Below are 21,768 nucleotides of genomic sequence, written 5' to 3' on the forward strand. Positions count from 1 at the left end.
GGGAATGGAAGTGATGGAAACAATTCATTTCCATCATAGTTTGGCCGGGACTAGCCTTGCCACATGACTACCCTGCATGTCCGACTGCGCTGGCTCAGCTGGCACCGGCCCCGGCTGGCCCGCTGGAGCCAGGTGGGGTTGATCGTGCTGCTCTGGTTTGCCTGCGACCAATGCGTGCGCCGGCTGCATGTGCCGGTGCCCGGCAGCGTGCTGGCGCTGGGTTTGTTGCTGCTCCTGCTGCTCAGCGGTGTGGTGCCGGCCGTGGGGCTGCGTCGCGGCGCGGACTGGTTGCTGGCGGAGATGCTGTTGTTCTTCATTCCCGCCGTGATGGCGGTATGGCAGCACCTGCCTTTGCTGCGGCAGCAGGGTGTGCGCATTTTCGTGGTGATCGTGGTGGGTACGGTGCTGGTGATGGGCACTACCGCGTTGCTGGTCGACCTGATGTTCCGCTGGAGGCAGCGGCATGCGCGCTGAGCTGCTCTCGCTGGTCTGGCTGGCCGTCACCGTGGGCGGCTATTACGCGCTGAAGCCGGTCTATCGCCGCCATCCGCGCTGGTGGACCTCGCCCCTGCTCACCGTGCCCTTGTTGCTGGCGCTGCTCGGCCTGCCGTTGGGCATGAACTATCCGGTCTATATCCAGGACACGCACTGGCTGGTGCTGATGCTCGGGCCGGCCACGGCGGCGTTCGCGTTGCCCATCTTCCGCTACCGCGCGTTGATCCGCGCCCACTGGCCCGCGCTGATGGCGGGTGTGCTGGGCGGTAGCGCCATGGCGATTGCCAGCGCCTGGGTGTTGGCCACGTGGTGCGGGCTGGATGATTCGGTAAGGCGCAGCCTGCTGGCACGCTCCATCACCACGCCGCTGGCCATGCTGGTATCGGCGGATATCGGTGGCGTGCCGGAACTCACCGCCTTGTTCGTGGTGATCACCGGCGTGGCGGGCATTGCCCTGGGCGAGTTGTTGCTGCGTTGCCTGCCGCTGCGTTCGGCGCTGGCGCGTGGCGCGCTGTTCGGTGTGGGCGCGCATGGTGCCGGCACTGCCAAGGCCTATGACGTGGGCACGGAAGAGGGCAGCGTGGCGAGCCTGGCGATGGTGTTGGCGGGACTTCTCAACGTATTGCTGGCGCCGACCCTGGCGAGCCTGCTGCGCTAAGCCGCAAAGCAGTGAAGGGCGCAGGAAAATGCGCCTGCCGGCTGTTATTCGCCTGTCACCTTGGCCGCCTATCGTCCGGGCTTCCAGCGCTTGAGGGGAAGCGCACAACCCGCGACCGTAGGGAGCCTTCCATGCGACACCAACTCGCAGTCTGTCTTGCCGCGTGTATTCTGAGCCTTTCCGCTATTTCGCTTGCGCAGATCCCCGTTCATGCCGAAACCGCATCCGATGCGGCGGGCTGGCCCGGCAAGGACGGTCGAACGGCCACCCCGATCAAGCACCTGGTGGTGATCTTCCAGGAGAACGTCTCCTTCGATCACTACTTCGGCACTTATCCCAACGCCGCCAACCTTCCGGGTGAGCCGGCCTTCTATGCACGTCCGTTCACGCCGCACGTGAATGGCCTGAGCGCCAGCCTGCTTACCAGCAACCCGACCAAGGCCAACAGCGCCAACGGCAGCGCTGCGATCAATCCGTTCCGCCTGGATCGCACGCAGGCGGCCACCGCCGACCAGGATCATGCCTATGGCCCGGAGCAGCAGGCGTTCGACGGCGGCGCGATGGATCTGTTCCCCAAGTTCACCGGTTCGGGTGAAACGTTGCCGGGCGCGCCCGCGGACGAGGACGGCGCCGGCCAGGTGATGGGGTATTACGACGGCAACACCGTCACCGCGATGTGGAACTACGCGCAGTGGTTTGCGCTGAACGACAACAGCTACGGTACTACCTTCGGTCCGTCGACGCCGGGCGCGATCAACCTGGTTTCCGGCCAGACCAATGGCGTGACGCAAACGCTCAACGGCACCGCCAACGAGGTCAACGATGGCCAGGGCGGCCTGACCCTGTTCGGCGATGCCGATCCGATCGGTGACGTGTGCTCCTCGCCCACCGGCAACCAGGTGCAGTTCGGCGGCCGCAATATCGGTGACCTGCTGAATGATGCGGGCGTAACCTGGGGCTTCTTCGAGGGTGGCTTCGATCTCACCCAGGTGAACACCAACGGCAGCACGGGCTGCAAGCGCAAGACGCTTTCCACGGTGACCCAGGTGAGCGAGAGCGATTACATCCCGCACCACCAGCCGTTCCAGTACTACCCGTCCACCGCCAACCCCACCCACGTGCGGCCGACCTCGGTGGCAACCATTGGCCACCAGGGCGATGCGGCCAATCACCAGTACGACATCAACGATTTCTACGCGGCGGTGAGCGCGGGCAACTTCCCGGCGGTGAGCTTCCTCAAGGCGCCGGGCTACCAGGATGGGCATGCCGGCTATTCCGATCCGCTGGACGAGCAGCAGTTCGTGGTGCACGTGATCAACTTCCTGCAGCAGCAGCCGGAGTGGCGCGATACCGCGGTGGTGATCGCCTATGACGACTCCGACGGTTGGTACGACCACCAGGCCGCGCCGCGCATCAATGCGTCGGCGACCGCTTCCGATGCGTTGGATGGCGCGGGGGTGTGCAAGGCGCCGAGCACGCTGCCCGGCATCGCCAGCAATGGCAAGCCGGTGCAGGGCCGTTGCGGCCACGGTCCGCGCCTGCCGCTGCTGGTGGTTTCGCCGTGGGCACGCAGCAACTTCGTCGACCACACGCTGACCGACCAGTCGTCCATCACGCGCTTCGTCGAGGACAACTGGCTGCACGGCAAGCGCATCGGCGGTGGTTCGTTCGATGCCATCGCCGGCTCGCTGGAACATATGTTCGACTTCTTCCAGCCGCTACCGGCGCGCCGCAAGCTGATCCTGGACGAACAGACCGGCCAGCCGCAGCAGCAGCCGTCGCCCTGGCCGTGGGCCAGCCAGCCGCATACGCCGCACGGCTGAGCGAACCACTGGCATTTCGCACGCCCCGGACAGTGTCCGGGGCGTTGTCGTCAGGATTCACGCGAAAGGAGCTGCCGAGCTTGCATCCCGCACGTCGACGTTTTCTCAAGGGCATGGCCTGGGGTGTCAGCGCCGGCGTGTTGCCGCTCGGTTGGCGTGCCTATGCCGGACAGATGCCCATGGCGATGCCTTCGGGCACGGGTGGCGGCGCACTCTGCAAGCATCCGGTCGCTGATCAGACCAGCGTGCCGCGCCTGCTCGATCCCACGCGGCTGACTCCGTTCGTCGACCCCCTGCCGGTGCCGCCGGTGTTGCGTGCCGACCCTAGCGCGACGCTGCGCATCGCGATGCGCGAAAGCGAACAACGCCTGCATCGCCAATTGCCGCCCACGCGGCTATGGACATACGGCGGCTGCATGCCCGGGCCGACCATCGAGGCGCGCAGCGGCCAGCCGTTGCATGTCGAATGGATCAACCGCCTGCCGGACAGGCACTTCCTGCCGATCGATCACCATATCTGCGGCGCCGAGGCCGATCAGCCGGAGGTGCGTGGCGTGGTCCATGTGCACGGCGCGCGCGTGCCCGCGGCCGACGACGGTTATCCCACGGACTGGCTGGTGCCCGGACAGTCGCGGCGGCAGACTTATCCCAACCGCCAGGACGCGGCGACGCTGTGGTATCACGACCACACCATGGGCATCGAGCGGCTCAATCTCTACGCCGGCCTGTTTGGCATGTTCCTGCTGCGCGACGAGCACGAACTGTCGCTGGGCCTGCCCGATGGCGAACACGAACTGCCGCTGGTGTTGAGCGATCGCCTGCTGACCGAGGATGGCCAGCTCTATTACCCGACGTCGGGCGTAAGCGATGCGCCGTGGGTGCCCGAAGTATTCGGCAACGCGATGCTGGTCAACGGCGCGCTGTTGCCGCGGCATGACGTGCAGCCGCGCCGCTACCGTTTCCGCGTGCTCAACGCCGCCAACGGACGCTTCTTCCACCTGAGCCTGCGCGGGCAGCGGCCGTTCCTGCAGATCGGCAGCGACCAGGGCCTGCTGGCGGCGCCGGCGAGCCAGACCAGCCTGTTCCTTGCGCCGGGCGAGCGGGCCGACCTCGTGATCGATTTTGCCGCGCTGGCCGGTGGCGCCATCGAGCTGATGAACGACAGCCTGCCGCTGATGCGCTTCCAGGTGGCCGCCGGCACGGTGAGCGACGCCAGCCGCGTGCCGGCGGTGTTGCGCGACGTGCCGCGCATAGCGGAGTCCAAGGCAACGCAGACCCGCGTGCTGACCATCGACGAATACGCCAATTGCGTGTCCGATCCGATGCTGATGCTGTTGGATGGCAAGCATTGGCACGATCCGGTGAGCGAGAAGCCACGCCTGGGCACCACCGAAATCTGGAGCCTGGTGAACCTGACCGAGGACACCCATCCGATTCATCTGCACCTGGTGCGCTTCCAGATCCTCGATCGCCGGCCGTTCGACGTGGACCTGTACGTGGCATCGAAGACCCTGCGCTACCTCGGGCCGGCGCAGCCACCGCCGCCGCACGAGGCCGGCTGGAAGGACACGGCGCAGGTGTATCCGGGCATGGTCACGCGCTACATCATCACCTTCGAAGGTTATGCCGGGCGCTATGTGTGGCACTGCCACCTGCTGGAGCACGCGTCCAACGAGATGATGCGGCCGTTTGAAGTCGTGGCCTGACGTACCTCGACCTCCCTCGTCATCCCCGCGAATGCGGGGATCCAGAGGCGTTCGTTACCTTGTGTTATTGCTGGGCTTGCTTCAACGCGTCGGCATCCAGCTTCAACACCGGATACTCGCCCACGTGCTGCGAGCTGTACCACGGCGAACGTTCGAAGAAGAACATCAGTCGCGCCTCCGGGCTGGCGGCGAACGCGGCATCGTCATGCAGTTTCTGCTCGAATGCGGCCTTCAGCGCCGGGTCCTTGGCCATCATCTCGCGCGCCAGCTTTTCCACCACGCGCGGTTCGCCGTATTCCTTCGCCTCGAAGATCGCGTTGAGGAAACCCCAGCGCAGCAATGAGTCGGGCGCCTGCGGTTCCAGCAGCTGGATGGCGACGTTGGCGTCGCGCTGGTCCAGCGGCACGATCACCGAGCCGGCCGGCAGCACCACGTCGCGCGTGGTTTCGCTGAGCGTGAAGTCGCGCAGCATCAGGTGGCCTTCGAACGGCTTGGAGGCCCACTGGGGGTTGTCCAACTGGTAGGCACCCGCATGCATCGTCAGCGGCCGGGTGGTGCGCTGGTATGCGATGCCGTGCGCGTCGAGCTTGCCGATGATCGCCGTCCATTGCACCGGAATCGCGTACGCCGCCGGCGGCGTGATCGACAGGTCCGGCAGCAGCCCGTTCCAGTTCGGGATGGTGTAGCTCTGCTTGTGGCTCGGGTCGTACTGGATCCAGTCGCTGCCGGAGACATCGCTGTGCGTGATGCTGAAGCGGTAGCTCTTGAACTCGTAAGGCGTGGACGCGGGATCGGCCTTGAAGGTGAGCGGCACGCTGGCGTGCGCATCGGCGGCGCGGGCGATTACATCGGCATTGGCCTTGCGGTTGGCGGCGAGCAGCGTGTCCGCGTTCCGCGCCACCTGTTCCAGCGTCAGTTCCACCAGGTCGTAGGTGCTACGCACGCGGTTCTCGTACGACTTCAGCATATGCGTCTCGACCAGCAGCGCCGGGCGGTTCTGCAGCGCCGCGTAGCCGGTGGAAAAGCGCGGGCCCGAACCGAAGTTCTCGATGCCCTTGCGCGGGTCGCGGCCGTCCTTCAGTTCCAGGTAGATCGACGGCAGGTGGCCGCGCCGCTCGAACGCCGGCATCACCTTGTTGACGAACAGGTCCTGCTGCCATGCGCTCACCGCCGGGTCGAGCTTGTGCGGGTCTTCCAGGTACCAGGTCAGGTCGTACTGGTAGTCCGCGCCGTCGGTGGTATGGATGTCCATCAACAGGTCGGGCTGCCAGCGCTGCCACAGCTTCAACCAGTCGAGCATTTCCGGCGCATCGGCTTTGATGTAGTCGCGGTTGAGGTTGAGGTATTGCGACTGCCCGCGAAAACCCATGCTTTCGGGCCCGTTCTGGTTGATGCGGTGATAGGGCGACGAATTCTCATGGCCATCCACGCTGAACACCGGGATGTAGACCAGCACCACCTTGTCCAGCAGGTGCGGCAGCTTGCCGGTAACGGCGAAGTCGCGCAGCAGCATCAGGCCCGCGTCCTTGCCCTCGATCTCGCCCGGATGGATGCCGGCCTGCAGCAGCACCACCGGCTTGCCCTTGGCGTGCGCGGCGGCGGGGTCGAAGCTGCCGTCGCCGCTGGCGATCACCACCGTCATCGGACGCCCTTCGGGCGAGGTGCCGTAGGTCTCCAGCTTGATCTTGCCTGGCGCGGCTTGGGCCAATCGCTGCAGGTAGTCCAGCGTGGTGACCATGTCCGGCGTGGTGCGAAAGTGCGCGGCTTCGGCGGGCGTGGTCCAGTCGGTTGCGTGCGAGCCCATGGCGGCAAGTCCCAGCAGGGTCGAAAGGAAAAGCTGACGTGGCTTCATGCAGGGTCCTGGTCGTGGTCGCGCAGCCTGGCAGGCGAAGCCGGCAAGGTATCAGGCGCGACGGCGCCACCGGAAATGATGAATGCCATGGCCTGGTCCATGGTCCAGTCGGTGGGGGTGAGTTCGTCCACCGGCACCACTTCCAGGTAGCCGCCCGTCGGGTTGGGCGTGGTGGGGATATACACCGCCGCCATCTCGCGGCCGCTGCCTTCCTCCACCATCACGCGGGTGACGAAGCCGACCACCTTCATGCCGCGACGTGGAAAGTCGATCAACACCACGCGCTGCACGCCCGAGGGTTTCTGTTGCAGCACCGCCATCAACTTCTTGGTGCCGCCATAGATGGTCTGCACCACCGGGATGCGTGCCAGCACCGCGTCGAACCCATCGATAAGACGCTTGCCGATCATGCGGTTGGCCAGCCAACCGATACCGTAGAGCACCACCAGGGTCAGCAGCAGGGCCAGCACGAACAGGATCACGTCGCTGTTGAGCGCGGCCGCGGCCTTGGGTGAGCTGGGCGAGAACGTCGCCAGCAGGGCCGTGACCAGCGGTGCGCCGACGCCGGCGAACATGCCCAGCACGAACTTGAACACCACCCAGGTCACCCATAGCGGGATGACGGTGAGCAGGCCGGTGAACAGATAACGTTTGAGGCGCAGGCGCGGCATGGCTTGGGGGAACCGGGGGAAGGAGGGCGCATTGTAGGCGAGACGCTGACCGGGGCTGGGTGGCCCTTGCCGGGGACGGGCTGTGATTTTCCCCGGCGTGGCGCGAATCATCGGTTAGCGACAAGGTGCGGATGGTCATGACGGACAGGCAATACCAACAACGGTTCGAGGCGCTGTTGCGCGAACACCAGGGCATCGTGCTCAAGGTGGCGGGTGCCTATGCCCGCGACAGAGAGGAGCGCAATGACCTGGCCCAGGAGATCTGCACCCAGCTCTGGCGTGCCTTCTCCAGCTTCGACGAGCGGCTTGGGCGCTTTTCCACCTGGATGTACCGCATCGCGTTGAACGTGGCGATCTCGCAGCGTCGACGCGTCCGCAGCGCCCAGGTGTACTTCGAACCGTTGGAGGCACACCACCTGGACAGCATCGGCGGTCATGCCATCGATGAGCCGGACGAGCGCCTTGCCGCGCTGTACCGCTTCATCGGCCAGCTCGATCCGCTCAACCGGGCGCTGATCCTGTTGTACCTGGAAGACCGCAGCTATGCCGAGATCGCCTACGTGCTCGGCATCAGCGAGACCAACGTGGCGACCAAGATCAGCCGTGTGAAACAGAAGCTGCGCGAGCAGGCGGCGCAGATGGCGCTTAGCGAGGAGACCTGACCATGGAACTCGATGACTTCAAACTGGCCTGGCAACAGATCGATCGCCGGCTCGAACAGCAACATGCGCTCAACCTGCAGTGGCTGCAGACCACGGCCGCGACGCGCGCGCGGCGGCGCTTGCGTCCGCTGTGGTTCGGCCAGCTTCTGCAGATGGCTGGCGGGGTGGCGTTGATCGTATTGGCCGCGGGCTTCTGGAGCGCCCGCCGCGACAACCCGCACCTGCTGGCGTGCGGGCTGATGCTGCATGGTTATGGCCTCATGCTCGTGCTGGCAGGGGCACGCAACCTCTACCTGATCGGTCGCGTCGACTATGGCTTGCCGGTGCTGGTCATCCAGAAGCGCCTGGCGGCTTTGCGGGCATGGCGGGTGGGCGTGGAGGCGCCGGTGTTCGGCGCGCTCGGCTGCTTTGTCTGGATTCCGCTGGCACTGGTGTCGTTCGACCACTGGTGGGGCGTGGACCTGTGGGTGCGCGCGCCGGTGGTGGTCTGGAGCTTCATCGCCAGCGGCGTGGCCTGCCTGCTGGTGTTCGGCGGAATCATCGCCTGGTCGCGCCGTCCCGGGCATGAGCGGATGGCCAATGTCTTGAGCCGTCAGGCCGCCGGCGGCAGCGTACAGCGTGCGCAGGCCGAGCTGCAGGAGCTGGCGCGCTTCGAGCAGGATTGAGGCGGGTGCATCAGGCGCCCGCCCGCGCCTTGGGCTTCAGCCGCACATAGAGTTGCTTGCGGACCAGCGCCACCACGTCGCCGCCGGCGGTTTTCACCGCGACCTCGAACCAGCGCAGGACTTTTTCGCCTCCCGCCGCCGCGGCGCGCAGCTCATCCACCACGGCCGGCTCGAGCTTGAAGCGGGCGTACACGTCCTGCTTGCCCGGCGACACGAAGTCGATGGCGCCCGCCTTGTCCCACACATAGTAGTCATCGCCCAACTGGTGCATGGCCAGCAGCATCCAGAACGGATCGGTCATCGCAAACAGGTTGCCGCCGAACTGGGTGCGTACGTAGTTGCGGTTCCACGGCCGCAGGCGCAGCACGACGTGGACTTCGGACCAGTCCTCCGCAACGTATTGCACACGGATGCTGTTGAAGAAAAACGGCGGCCACAGGTTCATCAGCCGGCGGAAGGTGGATGCGCGCATGACGGATTTCTTGAGGAGAGGCGGCCAGCATAACCCAGACATACTGCCGCGTATGGATGGTGCGCCTAAGTCGGCCGGGCATCGCTAGATTCCTACGGAGCCCACTCGCAGGGTCGGCCAGTGCTCATTATGGAACGCAAAATTTCGCGGCTATACTCCTGCGCAAACGACGGCGCGAGGGACGCCGCGTCCAAACGGGGGAGTTCATGAAAAAGCTGCTTAGGCGCGCAGTGGGCTGCGTGCTTTGTCTTTTGACGTGTTCCGCGTTCGCGGAACAGGTGCCGCTTGCCGACCTCGCGCGCCATGAGCAATACGGTGCGGTGAAGATTTCCGATGATGGTCGCTATCTTGCCGCGACGACCGTTGTCGACGGCAAGCCACTTCTTGCCTTGATCGACCTGATCAACAAGAAAGGCGGGATGATTCATCCACGCGAAGGCAACCAGATCGTCGATTTCTGGTGGGTGAACGATCACCGGGTGCTTTACACCGAAGGCACCGAGGTCTCCGGTTTCGATCGGCCGTTCTCCACCGGCGAGATCTTCGGCGTGAATGCCGATGGAAGCGGCGCCGACATACTGTTTGGTTACCGGGCAGGGGGAGCAGGCTCGACCGGCTCGCACATCCAGCGTACGGAATCCGAGCGCGCGAGCGCCGAGCTGATCTCCACGCTGCGCGACGACCCCAACCACGTGCTGATTGGCGTCAGTCCCTGGGACAGCGGTGCGGATGGTGCCTTCACCAAGGTTTACCTGATGGACGTCCGTGACGGCACCAAGCACCAGGTCGCCACGGCGCCTGTGCGCAACGCTTCATTGCTGGCCGATCATCACGGCGTGGTGCGGTTCGCCTCGGGCGTGGACAGCCATGACTACGAGCAGGTCTATTACCGCGAGGGAGACGGCAAGCCGTGGACGCTGCTGTTCCAGGGTGACGGAGAGCGCGGCGTCGCCTACCCGATGACGTTCAATCAAGACGACACCCTCGTGTACATGTCATGCGCGGATGCCGGCAAGGTCAGCGCGCTATGTCCTTGGGATGCGGCGACCAAGACGATGCAGTCGCCCGTGTGGAGCAGCGCCAGCACCGACATGACCGGATTGGTTCATAGCCTGGACCGGCGGGACGTCGTTGGCGTGTACTCGATGCCTTCGACCCCGGCGGTCGAGGCCATCGTTGCCGGTGCGGACTCAATCAAGGCGATCGCTACGTTGTCGCACGCCTTGCCCGGCGAAAGCGTGCACATCGTCTCCACCACCAAGGACGGCAGCAAAGCCGTGGCGCTGGCGTCGTCGGACATGGACCCGGGAACGTTCTACCTGTGGGACGCGGCGACCGGGAAAGCCACGCCCCTGTTGCAGCGCGCCTCGTGGATCAAGCCGAGCCAGATGGCGGCGATGCAGCCGGTCGAGTTCAAGGCTCGCGATGGCCTCGCCCTGCATGGCTACCTGAGCATGCCGCCGGGCAAGGAGCAGGCGAAACACCTGCCGTTGGTGATGTATATCCACGGCGGTCCATTCGGCGTGCGTGACGAATGGCAGTTCGATCCTTACGTGCAGATGTTGGCCACGCGTGGCTATGCCGTACTGCAGGTCAACTACCGCGGATCGGGCGGGTACGGACACGACTTTGAGCATGCCGGTTTCCGCCAATGGGGCGGCAAAATGCAGGACGACGTTACCGATGCGACGCATTGGGCGATTGAACAAGGCATTGCCACGCCAGGCCACATCTGCATTTTTGGCGGCAGCTATGGCGGCTACGCCGCGCTGGAAGGGGCCGTGAAGGAGCCTGACCTTTATCGCTGCGCGATCGGCTACGTGGGTGTCTACGACCTGTCCATGATGTATACCGATGGCGATATTTCCGATCGCACCGTCGGCAAGAGTTATCTACGCATGGCGCTCGGCACCGATCCGGCCGAGTTGGCCTCGCACTCGCCAGTCAACCAGCTCGACAAGCTCAAGGCCAGCGTGATGCTGGTCGTGGGTGGCGCGGATGTGCGTGTGCCGCCCAGGCAGGGGCAGAGCCTGCATGCCGCCCTGCAAAGCCGTGGGATCGCGCACGAATGGGTGTACAAGCCCAACGAGGGGCATGGCTTCTACGACGAGGCCAATACCGCCGAGTTGTTCCAGCGGGTGACGCAGTTCCTGGATCGCAATATCGGGCAGGGTGCCGGCCCTGCCATCGGCTCGCCTTGAGCCTCCTGCGGTGAACTGACGTTTTGACACGGCCCCACCCATGGGGGGGCCGTGTCGTGTCCGCATTGCGGACTTCAGAACAGCAGCGACGCCATCCGTCGGCGATACCGCCCCACCAGTTCGCCATCATCCAGCGTGGTGAATGCAGCAAGCAGGCGCTTCTTGGCCTGGCCGTCGTTCCAGTCGCGGGCGCGTTCCAGGATCGCCAGGAATTGATCCAGGCCGGCGGCGGCATCGCCTTCCAGCAACAGGCGCACGCCGAGCAGGTCGCGGGCGGCCCAGTCGGTGCCATCGGCCTGTACGCGCTGCTGCAGTTCCGCCAGCGACGGCGCACCCTTGAGGGCACGGGCCAGGTCCAACTGGCTGCGCAGGCGCACGGCGCGAGCCTCGGTGGCGAGGTTGGCGGGAAGCGCGGTGAGTTCGGCCTCGGCAGCCTCGACGTGACCGGCCTGCATCAGGGCCAGCGCCAGGTCCAGTTTCAGTTCGGAACGGTCCGGTTCGGCGGCGATGGCTTGTTGCAGGCGGTTGATGGCTTCCTCGGGGGATTCGGCCACCGCAGGCTCAGCCTCGGCATCGCCCGCGCCGTCCAGCGGCTGGATATGGCGCGTGAGGAATTCGCGCAGCTGTCCCTCCGGCAGGGCGCCGGCAAAGCCGTCCAGCACCTGTCCGTCCTTGACCAGCATCACCGTGGGAATGCTGCGGATGCCGAACATGGCGGCCAGCTGCTGCGACTTGTCCACGTCGACCTTGGCCAGGCGGAACGCGCCGTTGAACTCCGCGGCAAGCTTTTCCAGCATGGGGCCAAGCGTCTTGCAGGGGCCGCACCAGGTTGCCCAGAAGTCCACCAGGATCGGCGTGGTCAGTGAGGCTTGCAGCACCTCGGCTTCGAAATTGTCCTCGCGCACCTCAAAAACGTGCGCCTGGGCGGTCGTGGCACTCACTGGGAACTCCCGTTGACGAATGGCCCACAGATCAGGGCGTTGCCCAGCATATCAAGGGCGTCGAGGTCATCGGCCAGAACAGCGGGGGGCCGAACGCAAGATGTCTGTGCCGAAAGACCGATCAGCGCTTGGCGGCGATATTTGCGAAAATCCCCCGATGACCATGCCAGCCCCAGGCATCAAACCCGACATCGCTCCTCCCATGCTGTGGATCTGCGAGCACTGCGACACGGTTTATCACCGGCGCGTGCTGGCGTGGGGTGAAGTGGCCCGGTGTGCCCGCTGCGACGCCATCCTGGCACGTCATCATGCGCTGGGTGTGCGGGGCATGCTGGCGCTGGTGCTGACGGCCATGATCGCCTTCCTGCAGGCCAACATCTGGCCGATCGTCACGCTGGGGCTCAATGGCCAGCTGATCAGCACCACGCTGTGGGGCTGCATCGTGATGATGTGGCGGGAGCATTCGCAGGTGGTGGCGGTGATCGCCGCCTGCACGCTGTTCTTCTTTCCGATCGGCAAGATGCTGTTGTTGGGCTGGGTGCTGCTCTATGCGCGCAAGGGTGAGCGTGCGCCGGGGTTCCGGCTGGCCATGGTGACGCTATACCACATTGGTCCCTGGACGATGAGCGAGGTGTTCGTGCTGGGCACGCTGGTGGCCATCGTCAAGGCGCACATGTATTTCGAGGTGATCGCCAATCCCGGCATCTTTGCCTATGGCGTGCTGATGCTGGTCATCACGGCGTTCGCCAGCATCGACGTGCGCGGGCTGTGGGATCTCACCCGGGAGCGTGGGGCATGAATCCGCTGCCGCGCGCCGGCGAGCTCGGCCTGATCGGCTGCCATGTCTGCGGATTGGTGTGCCGTGACATCAAGGTGCCAGACGCCGCCTGTCCGCGCTGCGGTTCGGCGCTGCACAGGCGCAAGGCGGCCAGTTACACCAGGACCTGGGCGTTGCTGCTGGCGGCGTTCTTTTTCTATATACCCGCCAATGTGCTGCCTATCATGCGCACGGTGAGCGTGGGCGACGTGGACGACAACACCATCCTCAGCGGCATCATCGAGCTGTGGGTGAAGGGGTCGCCCGACCTGGCGATCATCGTGTTCACCGCCAGCATCGTGGTGCCCGTGCTGAAGTTCTTCGCGCTGGGGCTGCTGCTGATCAGTTCGCAGCGCGGCAGCCAGTGGGCGCAGCGCCAACGCGGCAGGCTGTACCGGCTGGTGGAGTTCATCGGCTACTGGTCGATGCTGGATGTGTTCGTGGTGGCGCTGCTGACGGCGCTGGTGCAGTTCGGTTTCTTCAGCCAGGTGGAACCGCTGCCTGGCGTGGTGTTCTTCGGCCTCACGGTGGTGATCACCATGGTGGCCTCGATGACGTTCGACCCTCGACTGATTTGGGATGGCAGGGACTTCGATGACTGACGAAAACAAGCCGATCACCGACGCCGACCTGCCCGAGCCGGTGGTGCAGCGCCCGCGCATCAATGCGTCGCTGGTGTGGCTGGTGCCGATCCTGGCCGCGTTGGTGGGCCTCTCGCTGGTGATCCATGCCTGGATCCAGGCCGGTCCCACCATCAGCATCAGCTTCCAGAGCGCCGAGGGGCTGGACCCGGGCAAGACGCCGGTGAAGTACAAGAACGTGGTGATCGGCCGCGTGACCGCCGTGCGCCTGAGCGAGGACCGCTCCCGCGTGGTCGCCAAGGTGGCGCTGGAGAAGAGTGCCGAGGGCTTCGCCACGGCCGATACGCGCTTCTGGGTGGTGCGTCCGCGCATCGGCCTGGGCGGCGTGTCGGGCATCGATACGTTGCTGTCGGGTGCCTTCATCGGGGCCGACGTGGGCGAGTCGCAGGAGCCGAAGGACAATTTCACCGGCCTGGAGGCTCCGCCCACGGTGACGCATGGCGCGCCGGGCAAGACCTACGAGCTGCATGCGGATGACCTGGGCTCGCTCGATATCGGTTCGCCCATCTACTACCGCCGCATCCAGGTGGGGCGGGTGTCGTCCTATCACCTGGACAGCGACGGCAAGAGTGTCTCGGTGCAGATCTTCGTGGATGCCCCCAACGACCAGTTCGTCACCAAGTCGACGCGCTTCTGGAACGCCAGCGGCGTGGACGTGTCGCTGGGCGCCGATGGCCTGAAGGTCAACACGCAGTCGCTGGCCACGGTGCTGGCCGGTGGCGTGGCGTTCCAGGATCCACCGGGCCCGCACGACGCGACGCCTGCCGACGAGAACGCCGCCTACACCTTGTTCAACGACCGTGGCACCGCGATGGCGCCGCCCGATGGCGAGCCGCACTACATCCGCATGCGTTTCGACCAGTCCATGCGTGGGCTGGCGGTGGATGCGCCGGTGGAGTTCCTCGGCGTGCCGTTTGGGCGGGTGGTGTCGGTCAACCTCGATTTCGATGAAAAGACCCAGGCGTTCTCCACCGTGGTGGGCGCCGTGGTCTATCCGGCCCGCCTGGGCAAGGCGCACGACAAGCTGGTGGCCCTGGCCAAGTCGCGTGGCGACGACGAGCGGATGTCGCAGATGATGGGGCGGCTGGTGGAGCATGGCCTGCGTGCGCAGGCGCGTACCGGCAACCTGTTGACCGGGCAGCTGTATATCGCCATGGACTTCCTGCCCAAGGCGCCCAAGGTGGCCTTCGACGGCACTGCCAAGCCGCTGGAAATTCCCACCGCGCCAGGCAGCTTCGACAAGCTGCAGGAGCAGCTGGCCGATATCGTGGGCAAGGTCCAGAAGATCCCGTTCGACAGCATCGGCAAGAACCTCGACCAGTCGCTGGCCGAGCTCAACCGCACGCTCAAGCAGGTCAACACCGACGTGCTGCCGGAAATGAAGAGCACCCTGCAGGGGGCGCAGCAGACGCTGGGCAGCGCCAACAACGCGCTGTCGCCCGACTCCCCGCTGCAGCAGAACCTGGGCGGCACCCTGCAGGAACTGCAGCGCGCCGCGCGTTCGCTGCGTGTGCTGACCGATTACCTGGGCGACCATCCGGACGCGCTGTTGCGCGGCCGCCGTGCCGATGCCAAGCCAGTGGAGCAGGCGCCGCCCGTTTCCACCCCACCAGCCAGCCAGCCGCCACAAGGGAGCAAGCCATGATTCGCGCGGGATACCTGATCGTGGCCGCTTGCGTCGCCGCCCTGGCCCTGGGCGCTTGCGGGTCCAAGCCGCCGACGCACTTCTACACGCTGGTGCCGCCGGCGGGTGAAGTGGTGGAGCCGGCCACGCCAGCCGGCTTCCTGTTCGAGCTGCTGCCCGTTTCCGTGCCGGCCCAGGTCGACCAGCCGGCCCTGGTCGTGCGCCAGGGCGGGCAGGGCGTGGCCGTGCTGCAGGGCGAGCGTTGGATCGCCCCCCTGGGCGATGAGCTGCGTGGGGCGTTGTCGGCCGACCTGATGCGCGGCTTCCATGCCCAGGATGTCACCGGCTTGCCGAGCAGTGGCAAGGACTCGCTGCGGATCAAGCTGGACGTGCGCCGGTTCGATTCGGTGCCGGGCGGCTACGCTTTCGTCGATGCCGCCTGGAGCGTGCGTCCGCTCAAGGGCGGCGATGCGCTGACCTGCACCAGCCGCATCAGCGAGCCGGTAAGCGGCGGCTACGACAGCCTGGTCGAGGGACATCAGCGTGCCATGGCGCAGCTGGCCGGGCAGATCGGTGCGGTGGCCCAGGCGCTGGCGGCCGGCCAGCATCCGGCCTGCCCCTGACCTTCGTGGCGCGGCGCCCCGTGCGCGATCGCGGCGTTGTCGTTCCACGGGCTGTTCGCGCGCCGCGTTAGATCGGCTGGACCGGCTTTTTGCGCTGGCCCAGCCTCAATTCTGCTAGTCTGCCGCGTTCCCCCAGCTGCCACCGGAAAGGCCGGTGGCAGCCCGCAACACACATGGCGCCGGACACATGCAGGACATTCAGGATCAGGGTTCCCACGAGGGCAACGAGCAGGGCTACCAGCCGCAGGCGGTCGAAACCGTCGCGCAGCAGTATTGGCGCGACCAGCGCGCCTACGAGGTCAAGGAAGACGCCTCGCGCCCCAAGTTCTACTGCCTCTCCATGCTGCCGTACCCGTCGGGTGCGCTGCACATGGGCCACGTGCGCAACTACACCATCGGCGACGTCATCAGCCGCTACCAGCGCATGAACGGCAAGAACGTGCTGCAGCCGATGGGCTGGGATGCGTTCGGCCTGCCGGCCGAGAATGCCGCGATCAAGAACAAGACCGCGCCGGCCAAGTGGACCTACCAGAACATCGAACACATGCGCGGGCAGCTGCAGCGCATGGGTTTCGCCTATGACTGGACCCGCGAGTTCGCCACCTGCCGCCCGGAGTACTACCGCTGGGAACAGCTGATGTTCACCCGGCTGATGAAGAAGGGCCTGGCCTACCGCAAGAACGCGGTGGTGAACTGGGACCCGGTCGACCAGACCGTGCTGGCCAACGAGCAGGTGGTCGACGGCCGTGGCTGGCGCTCCGGCGCGCTGGTGGAAAAGCGCGAGATCCCGCAGTGGTTCCTCAAGATCACCGATTACGCGCAAGAACTGCTCGACGGCCTGGACACGCTGCCGGGCTGGCCCGATGCGGTGAAGACCATGCAGCGCAACTGGATCGGTCGCAGCGAAGGCCTGGAAATCCACTTCGAGGTGCCGGGCGAGAGCGAGCCGCTCACCGTGTTCACCACGCGCCCCGACACGCTGATGGGCGTCACCTTCGTCTCCATCGCCGGCGAGCATCCGCTGGCGCTGAAGGCCGCTAACAGCAACCCCAGGCTCGCCGCGTTCCTGGAAGAACTCAAGCACGGCGGCGTATCCGAGGCCGAGCTGGAGACGCAGGAAAAGCGCGGCATGGATACCGGCATCGAAGCCATCCATCCGCTCACCGGCGAGAAGATCCCGGTGTTCGTGGCCAACTTCGTGCTGATGGGTTACGGCACCGGCGCGGTGATGGCGGTGCCTGGCCACGACCAGCGCGACTGGGAATTCGCCCAGAAATACAGCCTGCCGATCAAGATGGTGGTGGTCGATCGCGCCGTGCTCGACGCGGTGGCCGCGATCCAGCACGACCTGTCCAAGGGCGTGGGCGCCGATCCCGTGCGCGCGGCGCTGGGTGGCGGCAGCGTGGATGCGTACGAAACATCGGCGGCGGTGCAGCTCATCGAATCGTTCGAACAGAGCATCCAGCAAGACAGCGCCTTCACCGAACGCGGCTACCTGGTGAATTCCGGCGAATTCGACGGCATGGACTACAACCAGGCCTTCGAAGCCATGGCCGCGCGCTTCCAGCGCGAAGGCAAGGGCGCGCGTCGGGTCAACTGGCGCCTGCGCGACTGGGGCGTGAGCCGCCAGCGCTACTGGGGCTGCCCGATCCCGGTGATCTATTGCGCCAAGTGCGACGCCGTGCCGGTGCCGGAAGACCAGCTACCGGTGGTGCTGCCCGAGGACGTCGCGTTCTCCGGCGTGCAGTCGCCGATCAAGGCTGACCCCGCCTGGCGCCAGACCACTTGCCCGCAGTGCGGCGGCCCGGCCGAGCGCGAAACCGACACCTTCGACACCTTCATGGAGTCGAGCTGGTACTACGCCCGCTACACCAGTCCCGGCGCGCAAGACCCGGTCGACCAGCGCGCCAACTACTGGCTGCCGGTGGATCAGTACATCGGCGGCATCGAGCACGCCATCCTGCACCTGCTGTACTTCCGCTTCTATCACAAGCTGATGCGCGACGCGGGCCTGGTGCAGGCGAACGAACCGGCCACCAACCTGCTGTGCCAGGGCATGGTGATCGCCGAGACGTTCTATCGTGAGGAAGAAGTGGAGTCCAGGGAAGTGCGGCCAGACGGCACGCTTTCGACGACCGTCAGCCTGTCGAAAACGTGGATCAACCCGGCCGACGTGGAGATCGAGCGCGACGACAAGGCGCGCGTGATCGGTGCGCGTTCCAAGGCGGACGGCCAGCCGGTGAAGATCGGCGGCACCGAGAAGATGTCCAAGTCCAAGAACAACGGCATCGATCCGCAGGCGATGGTGGACAAGTACGGCGCCGACACGGTACGCCTGTTCTCCATGTTCGCCGCGCCGCCGGAGCAGTCGCTGGAATGGAGCGAGGCCGGCGTGGAAGGCATGGCCCGCTTCCTGCGCCGCTTCTGGCGCGAAGTGACCACGCATGCCTCGCAGCCGGATCATCCGGTGGTCGATGTGGCCAAGCTGGATGCCGGCCAGAAGACGCTGCGCCGCCAGGTGCATGAAACCATCCAGAAGGTCACCGACGATTTCGGTCGCCGCCACTCCTTCAACACCGCCATTGCCGCGCTGATGGAACTGCTCAACGCGCTGAACAAGTTCAGCGACCAGAGCGAACAAGGCCGCGCCGTGCGCCACGAGGCGCTGGAAACCATGGTGCTGCTGCTCAACCCGGTGGTGCCGCACGTCAGCCATGCGCTGTGGCAGGTGCTGGGCCATCCGGAGTCGGTGCTGGAAGACCAGCCCTGGCCACAGGTCGACAGCGCCGCGCTGGTGCGCGATTCGCTGACGCTGGCCGTTCAGGTCAACGGCAAGCTGCGCGGTACCATCGAGGTCGCCGCCAACGCGTCCAAGGAAGAGGCCGAGGCGCTGGCCCGTGCGCATCCGCAGGTCGTCGCCTTCCTCGAAGGGCAGAGCGTGCGCAAGGTCATCGTGGTACCGGGCAAGATCGTCAACATCGTCGCAGGATGAAATCCATGAGTCGTGTGTTCAAAGCTTCGCTGTTGTTGATGTCCACCCTCGCGCTGGTGGCGTGCGGATTCCATTTGCGCCAGAGCGTGGCGCTGCCGCCGGGCATGCAGAGCGTCCATGTGACCGTGGCTGGCGGCAACAACGACTTGCAGCGCATGCTTTCGCGCACGCTGGCGGCCTCGGGCACCACCGTGGAAGAACACGCGGCCACCGGCGTCGCCGAGTTGAATGTGCCGGTGGCGGCGTTCAGCACCGATACGCTGTCGGTGAACGGAGCGGCGGCAGTGACCGAATACACGGTGCGCTACCAGGTGCAGTTCGAAGTGCATGACGGAACCGGCCAGCCGATCGTGCCGCGCCAGCGCATCGACCTGCAGCGCGAATTCAGCTACGACGCGACCAATACGATCGGTACGCAGGCACAGATCGATGCGATCCACGCCAGCCTGAACGACGATGCGGTGCAGGCCATCATGTTCCGCCTGCAGGCCGCCGGCCGGCATCCGGCAAAGACGGCGCAGTCCGCAGTCGAACAGGCGGCGCAGGAAACACAGCCGGCGCCGGCGTCCAGCACGCACTGATCGAGCACGCTGCGAGATGCCGCTCAATGCCATGCAATGGCAGAAGTCGCTGACGGCCGACCAGCTTCGCCCGGTCTACCTGCTGGCCGGTGAAGAACTGCTGGTGCTGGAGGCGGCCGATGCCTTGCGCGCGCAGGCCCGCAAGCTCGGTTATGCCGAACGCGAAGTGCTCGACGTCGGCAACCATTTCGACTGGGATGATCTGGCGCGCGCGGCCGCCGGCATGTCGCTGTTCGCCACGCGACGCTTGCTGGACCTGCGCCTGCCCACCGGGCGGCCCGGTACCGAAGGCGCCAAGGCCATCAACGAGTTCTGCGCCAACCCGCCACCGGATGTGACCTTGCTGATCACCGCCACCGAGTGGAGCAGCAAGCACGAAGGCGCCTGGACCAGGAACCTCGACGCCGCCGGCACACTGGTGGTGTTCAATGCGCCGCGTCCCAATGAGTGGGCCGGCTGGATCGGCGCGCGTCTCGCGTCGCGTGGTCTTTCCGCCACGCCCGATGCCGCGGCTCTGTTGGCCGAACGCGTGGAAGGCAATCTGCTGGCCGCTGCGCAGGAGATCGACAAGCTGGTCGTGTTGCACGGCCAGGGCAAGATCGACGCGGCGGAAATGGAAAACCTGGTCGCCGACAGCGCACGCTACGACGCCTTCAAGCTCACCGATGCCGCCTTCGCCGGCGATGGCGGCCGTGCCCTGCACATCCTGCATGGCCTGCATGCGGAAGGCGACGAACTCATCGCGCTGATGGGCTGGCTGGTCAATCAGCTGCAACTGGCGCTGCGCCTGGCCAATGCGCGTGACTTTGCCGCGCAGGCGCGCGCCGAACGCCTGTGGCCGGCGCGCGAGCAACTTTTCCGCAAGGCGCTGCGTCGCGCGCCACGCGAACACTGGCTGCAATGCCTGGCCCGCGCCGCGCGAATCGATCGCATGGCCAAGGGCCGCGAGCAGGGCGATCCGTGGCTGGAGGCCGAGCGCCTGATTGCCGCCATGGCCGAGCCGCGCGCCGCGCAAGCCCTTTCATGACGCGTCCCCTCGCCATTTTCGGCGGCACCTTCGACCCCGTGCACCTGGGTCACCTCAGCGTGGCGTGGGAAGCCTCCGAGCTGCTCGACGCGGAAGTGCGCCTGATGCCGGCCAGCGTGCCGCCGCATCGCCCGGCACCGATCGCCAGCGCGGCGCAGCGCGTGGCCATGTTGCGCGCCGCGCTGCAGAAGCAATCGCGGCTTTCGCTGGATACACGTGAATTGGCGCGCACCGGCCCGTCCTACACCATCGATACCTTGCTCGAACTGCGCGCGGAGCAGGGCGATCGGCCCCTGTTGCTATTGATCGGCGCCGATGCCTTCGCCGGCCTGCCGTCATGGCATCGCTGGCGCGAGCTGTTCGATGTGGCGCATATCGGCGTGCTCAGTCGTCCCGGCGTCGACGCAGCCCTGCCTGAAGTGCTTGAACAGGAAGCGGCGTCGCGCCGCGTCGTGGACCCCGCCATGCTGCATGCGCTGCCGGCCGGCAAGGTGATCGAGCTGGCGGTGACGCCGCTGGAGATTTCCGCCACGCGCGTGCGCGAATTGCTGGCCGAGGGACGCGACCCTCGCTACCTGTTGCCTTGCGGCCTGTTTGACGACCCGGCGGTGCTGGCGCCGTACCGAAACGCCTGAGCGCCCTCGGCCATGGCGTCGCTCAGGACCGGTGCGGCACGAAACGCAGCGCCACCGAGTTCATGCAATAGCGCAGGCCCGTCGGCGGCGGGCCATCGTCGAACACATGGCCGAGGTGACTGTCGCAGCCGGCACAGCTCACCGCCGTGCGTTCCCAGCCGAAACTGGTATCGAGCTTCTCGATCACATTGGTCTTGGCGATGGGCTGCCAGAAGCTGGGCCAGCCGGTGCCCGAGTCGAACTGGGTGGCGGCATCGAACAACGCGGTATCGCAGCCCGGGCAGCGGTACAGGCCTGGCACCGCGGGTTTTTCGTGCTGTCCGCTGAAAGCGCGCTCGGTGCCGTCGCGGCGCATGACATAGAAAGCGTCATCCGACAGCCGCTGATGCCACTGCGCCTCGGTGAGTACCAGCTTGCGCACATGGCATGACCCCAGGTGACGGCCATCGTCGGCGAAGCACTCCAGCAACACGTCCTGACCTTGCGCGGCGAGTGTCGTTGGCGCCGCCGCCATGGCATCGCCAATCCATGGCGCGCGCCCGAACAGGCGTGGCAGCAGCAAGCCACCCACGGCCGCCATGGCGCCTCCGGTGATCGCCGCACGCAGAAAGCGGCGGCGTTCCAGCCTTACGATGTCCTGGGTACGGGACATGGCAAACCTCCAACACGTAGGATGCGTGGA

At 66.0% G+C, this 21,768-nt stretch carries 20 protein-coding genes; 15 read left to right on the forward strand and 5 right to left on the reverse strand.

Annotation, left to right across the window (positions count from 1 at the left end; genetic code table 11):
- Nucleotides 1-63: 63 nt before the first annotated feature.
- The 4 genes from MJ606_RS11755 to MJ606_RS11770 all read left to right on the forward strand — a co-directional run bounded on the left by MJ606_RS11755 (nucleotide 64) and on the right by MJ606_RS11770 (nucleotide 4,682).
- Nucleotides 64-474, forward strand: coding sequence for a CidA/LrgA family protein (locus MJ606_RS11755; RefSeq protein ID WP_243049705.1), 411 nt, complete (start codon nucleotides 64-66; stop codon nucleotides 472-474).
- Nucleotides 464-1,153, forward strand: a complete 690-nt coding sequence (locus MJ606_RS11760) for an LrgB family protein (protein ID WP_243049706.1) — start codon at nucleotides 464-466, stop codon at nucleotides 1,151-1,153. Before MJ606_RS11755 ends, MJ606_RS11760 begins: the two co-directional genes overlap by 11 nt.
- A 131-nt stretch (nucleotides 1,154-1,284) precedes the next feature.
- On the forward strand, nucleotides 1,285-2,976 hold the full coding sequence (locus MJ606_RS11765) for an alkaline phosphatase family protein (protein WP_243049707.1): 1,692 nt from the start codon (nucleotides 1,285-1,287) through the stop codon (nucleotides 2,974-2,976).
- Between the two features lie 80 nt (nucleotides 2,977-3,056).
- On the forward strand, nucleotides 3,057-4,682 hold the full coding sequence (locus MJ606_RS11770; protein WP_243049708.1) for a multicopper oxidase domain-containing protein: 1,626 nt from the start codon (nucleotides 3,057-3,059) through the stop codon (nucleotides 4,680-4,682).
- A gap of 64 nt (nucleotides 4,683-4,746) precedes the next feature.
- Here the strand turns inward: MJ606_RS11770 and MJ606_RS11775 are convergent, their stop codons facing one another.
- A complete protein-coding gene (locus tag MJ606_RS11775) occupies nucleotides 4,747-6,534 on the reverse strand; it encodes a M14 family metallopeptidase (RefSeq protein WP_243049709.1) in 1,788 nt (595 codons plus the stop codon).
- Entirely contained in the window at nucleotides 6,531-7,205 is a 675-nt protein-coding gene (locus MJ606_RS11780) for a DUF502 domain-containing protein (protein ID WP_243049710.1), read from the reverse strand. Before MJ606_RS11780 ends, MJ606_RS11775 begins: the two co-directional genes overlap by 4 nt.
- 137 nt (nucleotides 7,206-7,342) lie before the next feature.
- Here MJ606_RS11780 and MJ606_RS11785 point away from each other — a divergent pair, with 137 nt between their 5' ends.
- Both MJ606_RS11785 and MJ606_RS11790 read left to right on the forward strand, forming a co-directional pair.
- On the forward strand, nucleotides 7,343-7,867 hold the full coding sequence (locus tag MJ606_RS11785; protein ID WP_243049711.1) for a sigma-70 family RNA polymerase sigma factor: 525 nt from the start codon (nucleotides 7,343-7,345) through the stop codon (nucleotides 7,865-7,867).
- A gap of 2 nt (nucleotides 7,868-7,869) precedes the next feature.
- Nucleotides 7,870-8,532, forward strand: a complete 663-nt coding sequence (locus MJ606_RS11790) for a hypothetical protein (protein ID WP_243049712.1) — start codon at nucleotides 7,870-7,872, stop codon at nucleotides 8,530-8,532.
- A 10-nt stretch (nucleotides 8,533-8,542) separates the two neighbouring features.
- Here MJ606_RS11790 and MJ606_RS11795 read toward each other — a convergent pair whose 3' ends face one another.
- Entirely contained in the window at nucleotides 8,543-9,004 is a 462-nt protein-coding gene (locus MJ606_RS11795; RefSeq protein ID WP_243049713.1) for a DUF4442 domain-containing protein, read from the reverse strand.
- 206 nt (nucleotides 9,005-9,210) lie between these two features.
- Between MJ606_RS11795 and MJ606_RS11800 the strand changes: the two genes are divergently transcribed.
- On the forward strand, nucleotides 9,211-11,205 hold the full coding sequence (locus MJ606_RS11800; RefSeq protein WP_243049714.1) for a S9 family peptidase: 1,995 nt from the start codon (nucleotides 9,211-9,213) through the stop codon (nucleotides 11,203-11,205).
- Between the two features lie 74 nt (nucleotides 11,206-11,279).
- Here the strand turns inward: MJ606_RS11800 and trxA are convergent, their stop codons facing one another.
- The gene (gene trxA, locus MJ606_RS11805; protein WP_243049715.1) at nucleotides 11,280-12,146 is read right to left on the reverse strand and encodes a thioredoxin; all 867 of its coding nucleotides are present in this window, start codon (nucleotides 12,144-12,146) and stop codon (nucleotides 11,280-11,282) included.
- 157 nt (nucleotides 12,147-12,303) lie between these two features.
- Between trxA and MJ606_RS11810 the strand changes: the two genes are divergently transcribed.
- From MJ606_RS11810 to nadD, 8 genes are all read left to right on the forward strand, one after another.
- Nucleotides 12,304-12,945, forward strand: coding sequence for a paraquat-inducible protein A (locus MJ606_RS11810; protein WP_243049716.1), 642 nt, complete (start codon nucleotides 12,304-12,306; stop codon nucleotides 12,943-12,945).
- Nucleotides 12,942-13,565, forward strand: a complete 624-nt coding sequence (locus MJ606_RS11815; RefSeq protein ID WP_243049717.1) for a paraquat-inducible protein A — start codon at nucleotides 12,942-12,944, stop codon at nucleotides 13,563-13,565. Before MJ606_RS11810 ends, MJ606_RS11815 begins: the two co-directional genes overlap by 4 nt.
- Complete coding sequence (locus tag MJ606_RS11820; protein WP_243049718.1) at nucleotides 13,558-15,249, forward strand: MlaD family protein; 1,692 nt, start codon at nucleotides 13,558-13,560, stop codon at nucleotides 15,247-15,249. The genes MJ606_RS11815 and MJ606_RS11820 overlap by 8 nt, the downstream gene beginning before the upstream one ends.
- Entirely contained in the window at nucleotides 15,246-15,851 is a 606-nt protein-coding gene (locus MJ606_RS11825) for a PqiC family protein (protein WP_243049719.1), read from the forward strand. Before MJ606_RS11820 ends, MJ606_RS11825 begins: the two co-directional genes overlap by 4 nt.
- A gap of 187 nt (nucleotides 15,852-16,038) precedes the next feature.
- On the forward strand, nucleotides 16,039-18,843 hold the full coding sequence (gene leuS / locus MJ606_RS11830; RefSeq protein WP_243049720.1) for a leucine--tRNA ligase: 2,805 nt from the start codon (nucleotides 16,039-16,041) through the stop codon (nucleotides 18,841-18,843).
- A 5-nt stretch (nucleotides 18,844-18,848) separates the two neighbouring features.
- Nucleotides 18,849-19,424, forward strand: coding sequence for an LPS assembly lipoprotein LptE (lptE, locus tag MJ606_RS11835; RefSeq protein WP_243049721.1), 576 nt, complete (start codon nucleotides 18,849-18,851; stop codon nucleotides 19,422-19,424).
- A gap of 16 nt (nucleotides 19,425-19,440) precedes the next feature.
- Nucleotides 19,441-20,451, forward strand: a complete 1,011-nt coding sequence (holA, locus tag MJ606_RS11840; protein ID WP_243049722.1) for a DNA polymerase III subunit delta — start codon at nucleotides 19,441-19,443, stop codon at nucleotides 20,449-20,451.
- Complete coding sequence (nadD, locus tag MJ606_RS11845; protein ID WP_243049723.1) at nucleotides 20,448-21,086, forward strand: nicotinate-nucleotide adenylyltransferase; 639 nt, start codon at nucleotides 20,448-20,450, stop codon at nucleotides 21,084-21,086. Before holA ends, nadD begins: the two co-directional genes overlap by 4 nt.
- A gap of 22 nt (nucleotides 21,087-21,108) precedes the next feature.
- On the opposite strand, the gene msrB is transcribed toward nadD, so the two are convergent.
- Nucleotides 21,109-21,738 (reverse strand): peptide-methionine (R)-S-oxide reductase MsrB, encoded by a 630-nt coding sequence (msrB, locus tag MJ606_RS11850; RefSeq protein WP_243049724.1) that lies wholly within the window; start codon nucleotides 21,736-21,738, stop codon nucleotides 21,109-21,111.
- Nucleotides 21,739-21,768: the final 30 nt, after the last annotated feature.

It is taken from the genome of Dyella sp. RRB7, assembly GCF_022761115.1.
Classification (GTDB): domain Bacteria; phylum Pseudomonadota; class Gammaproteobacteria; order Xanthomonadales; family Rhodanobacteraceae; genus Dyella.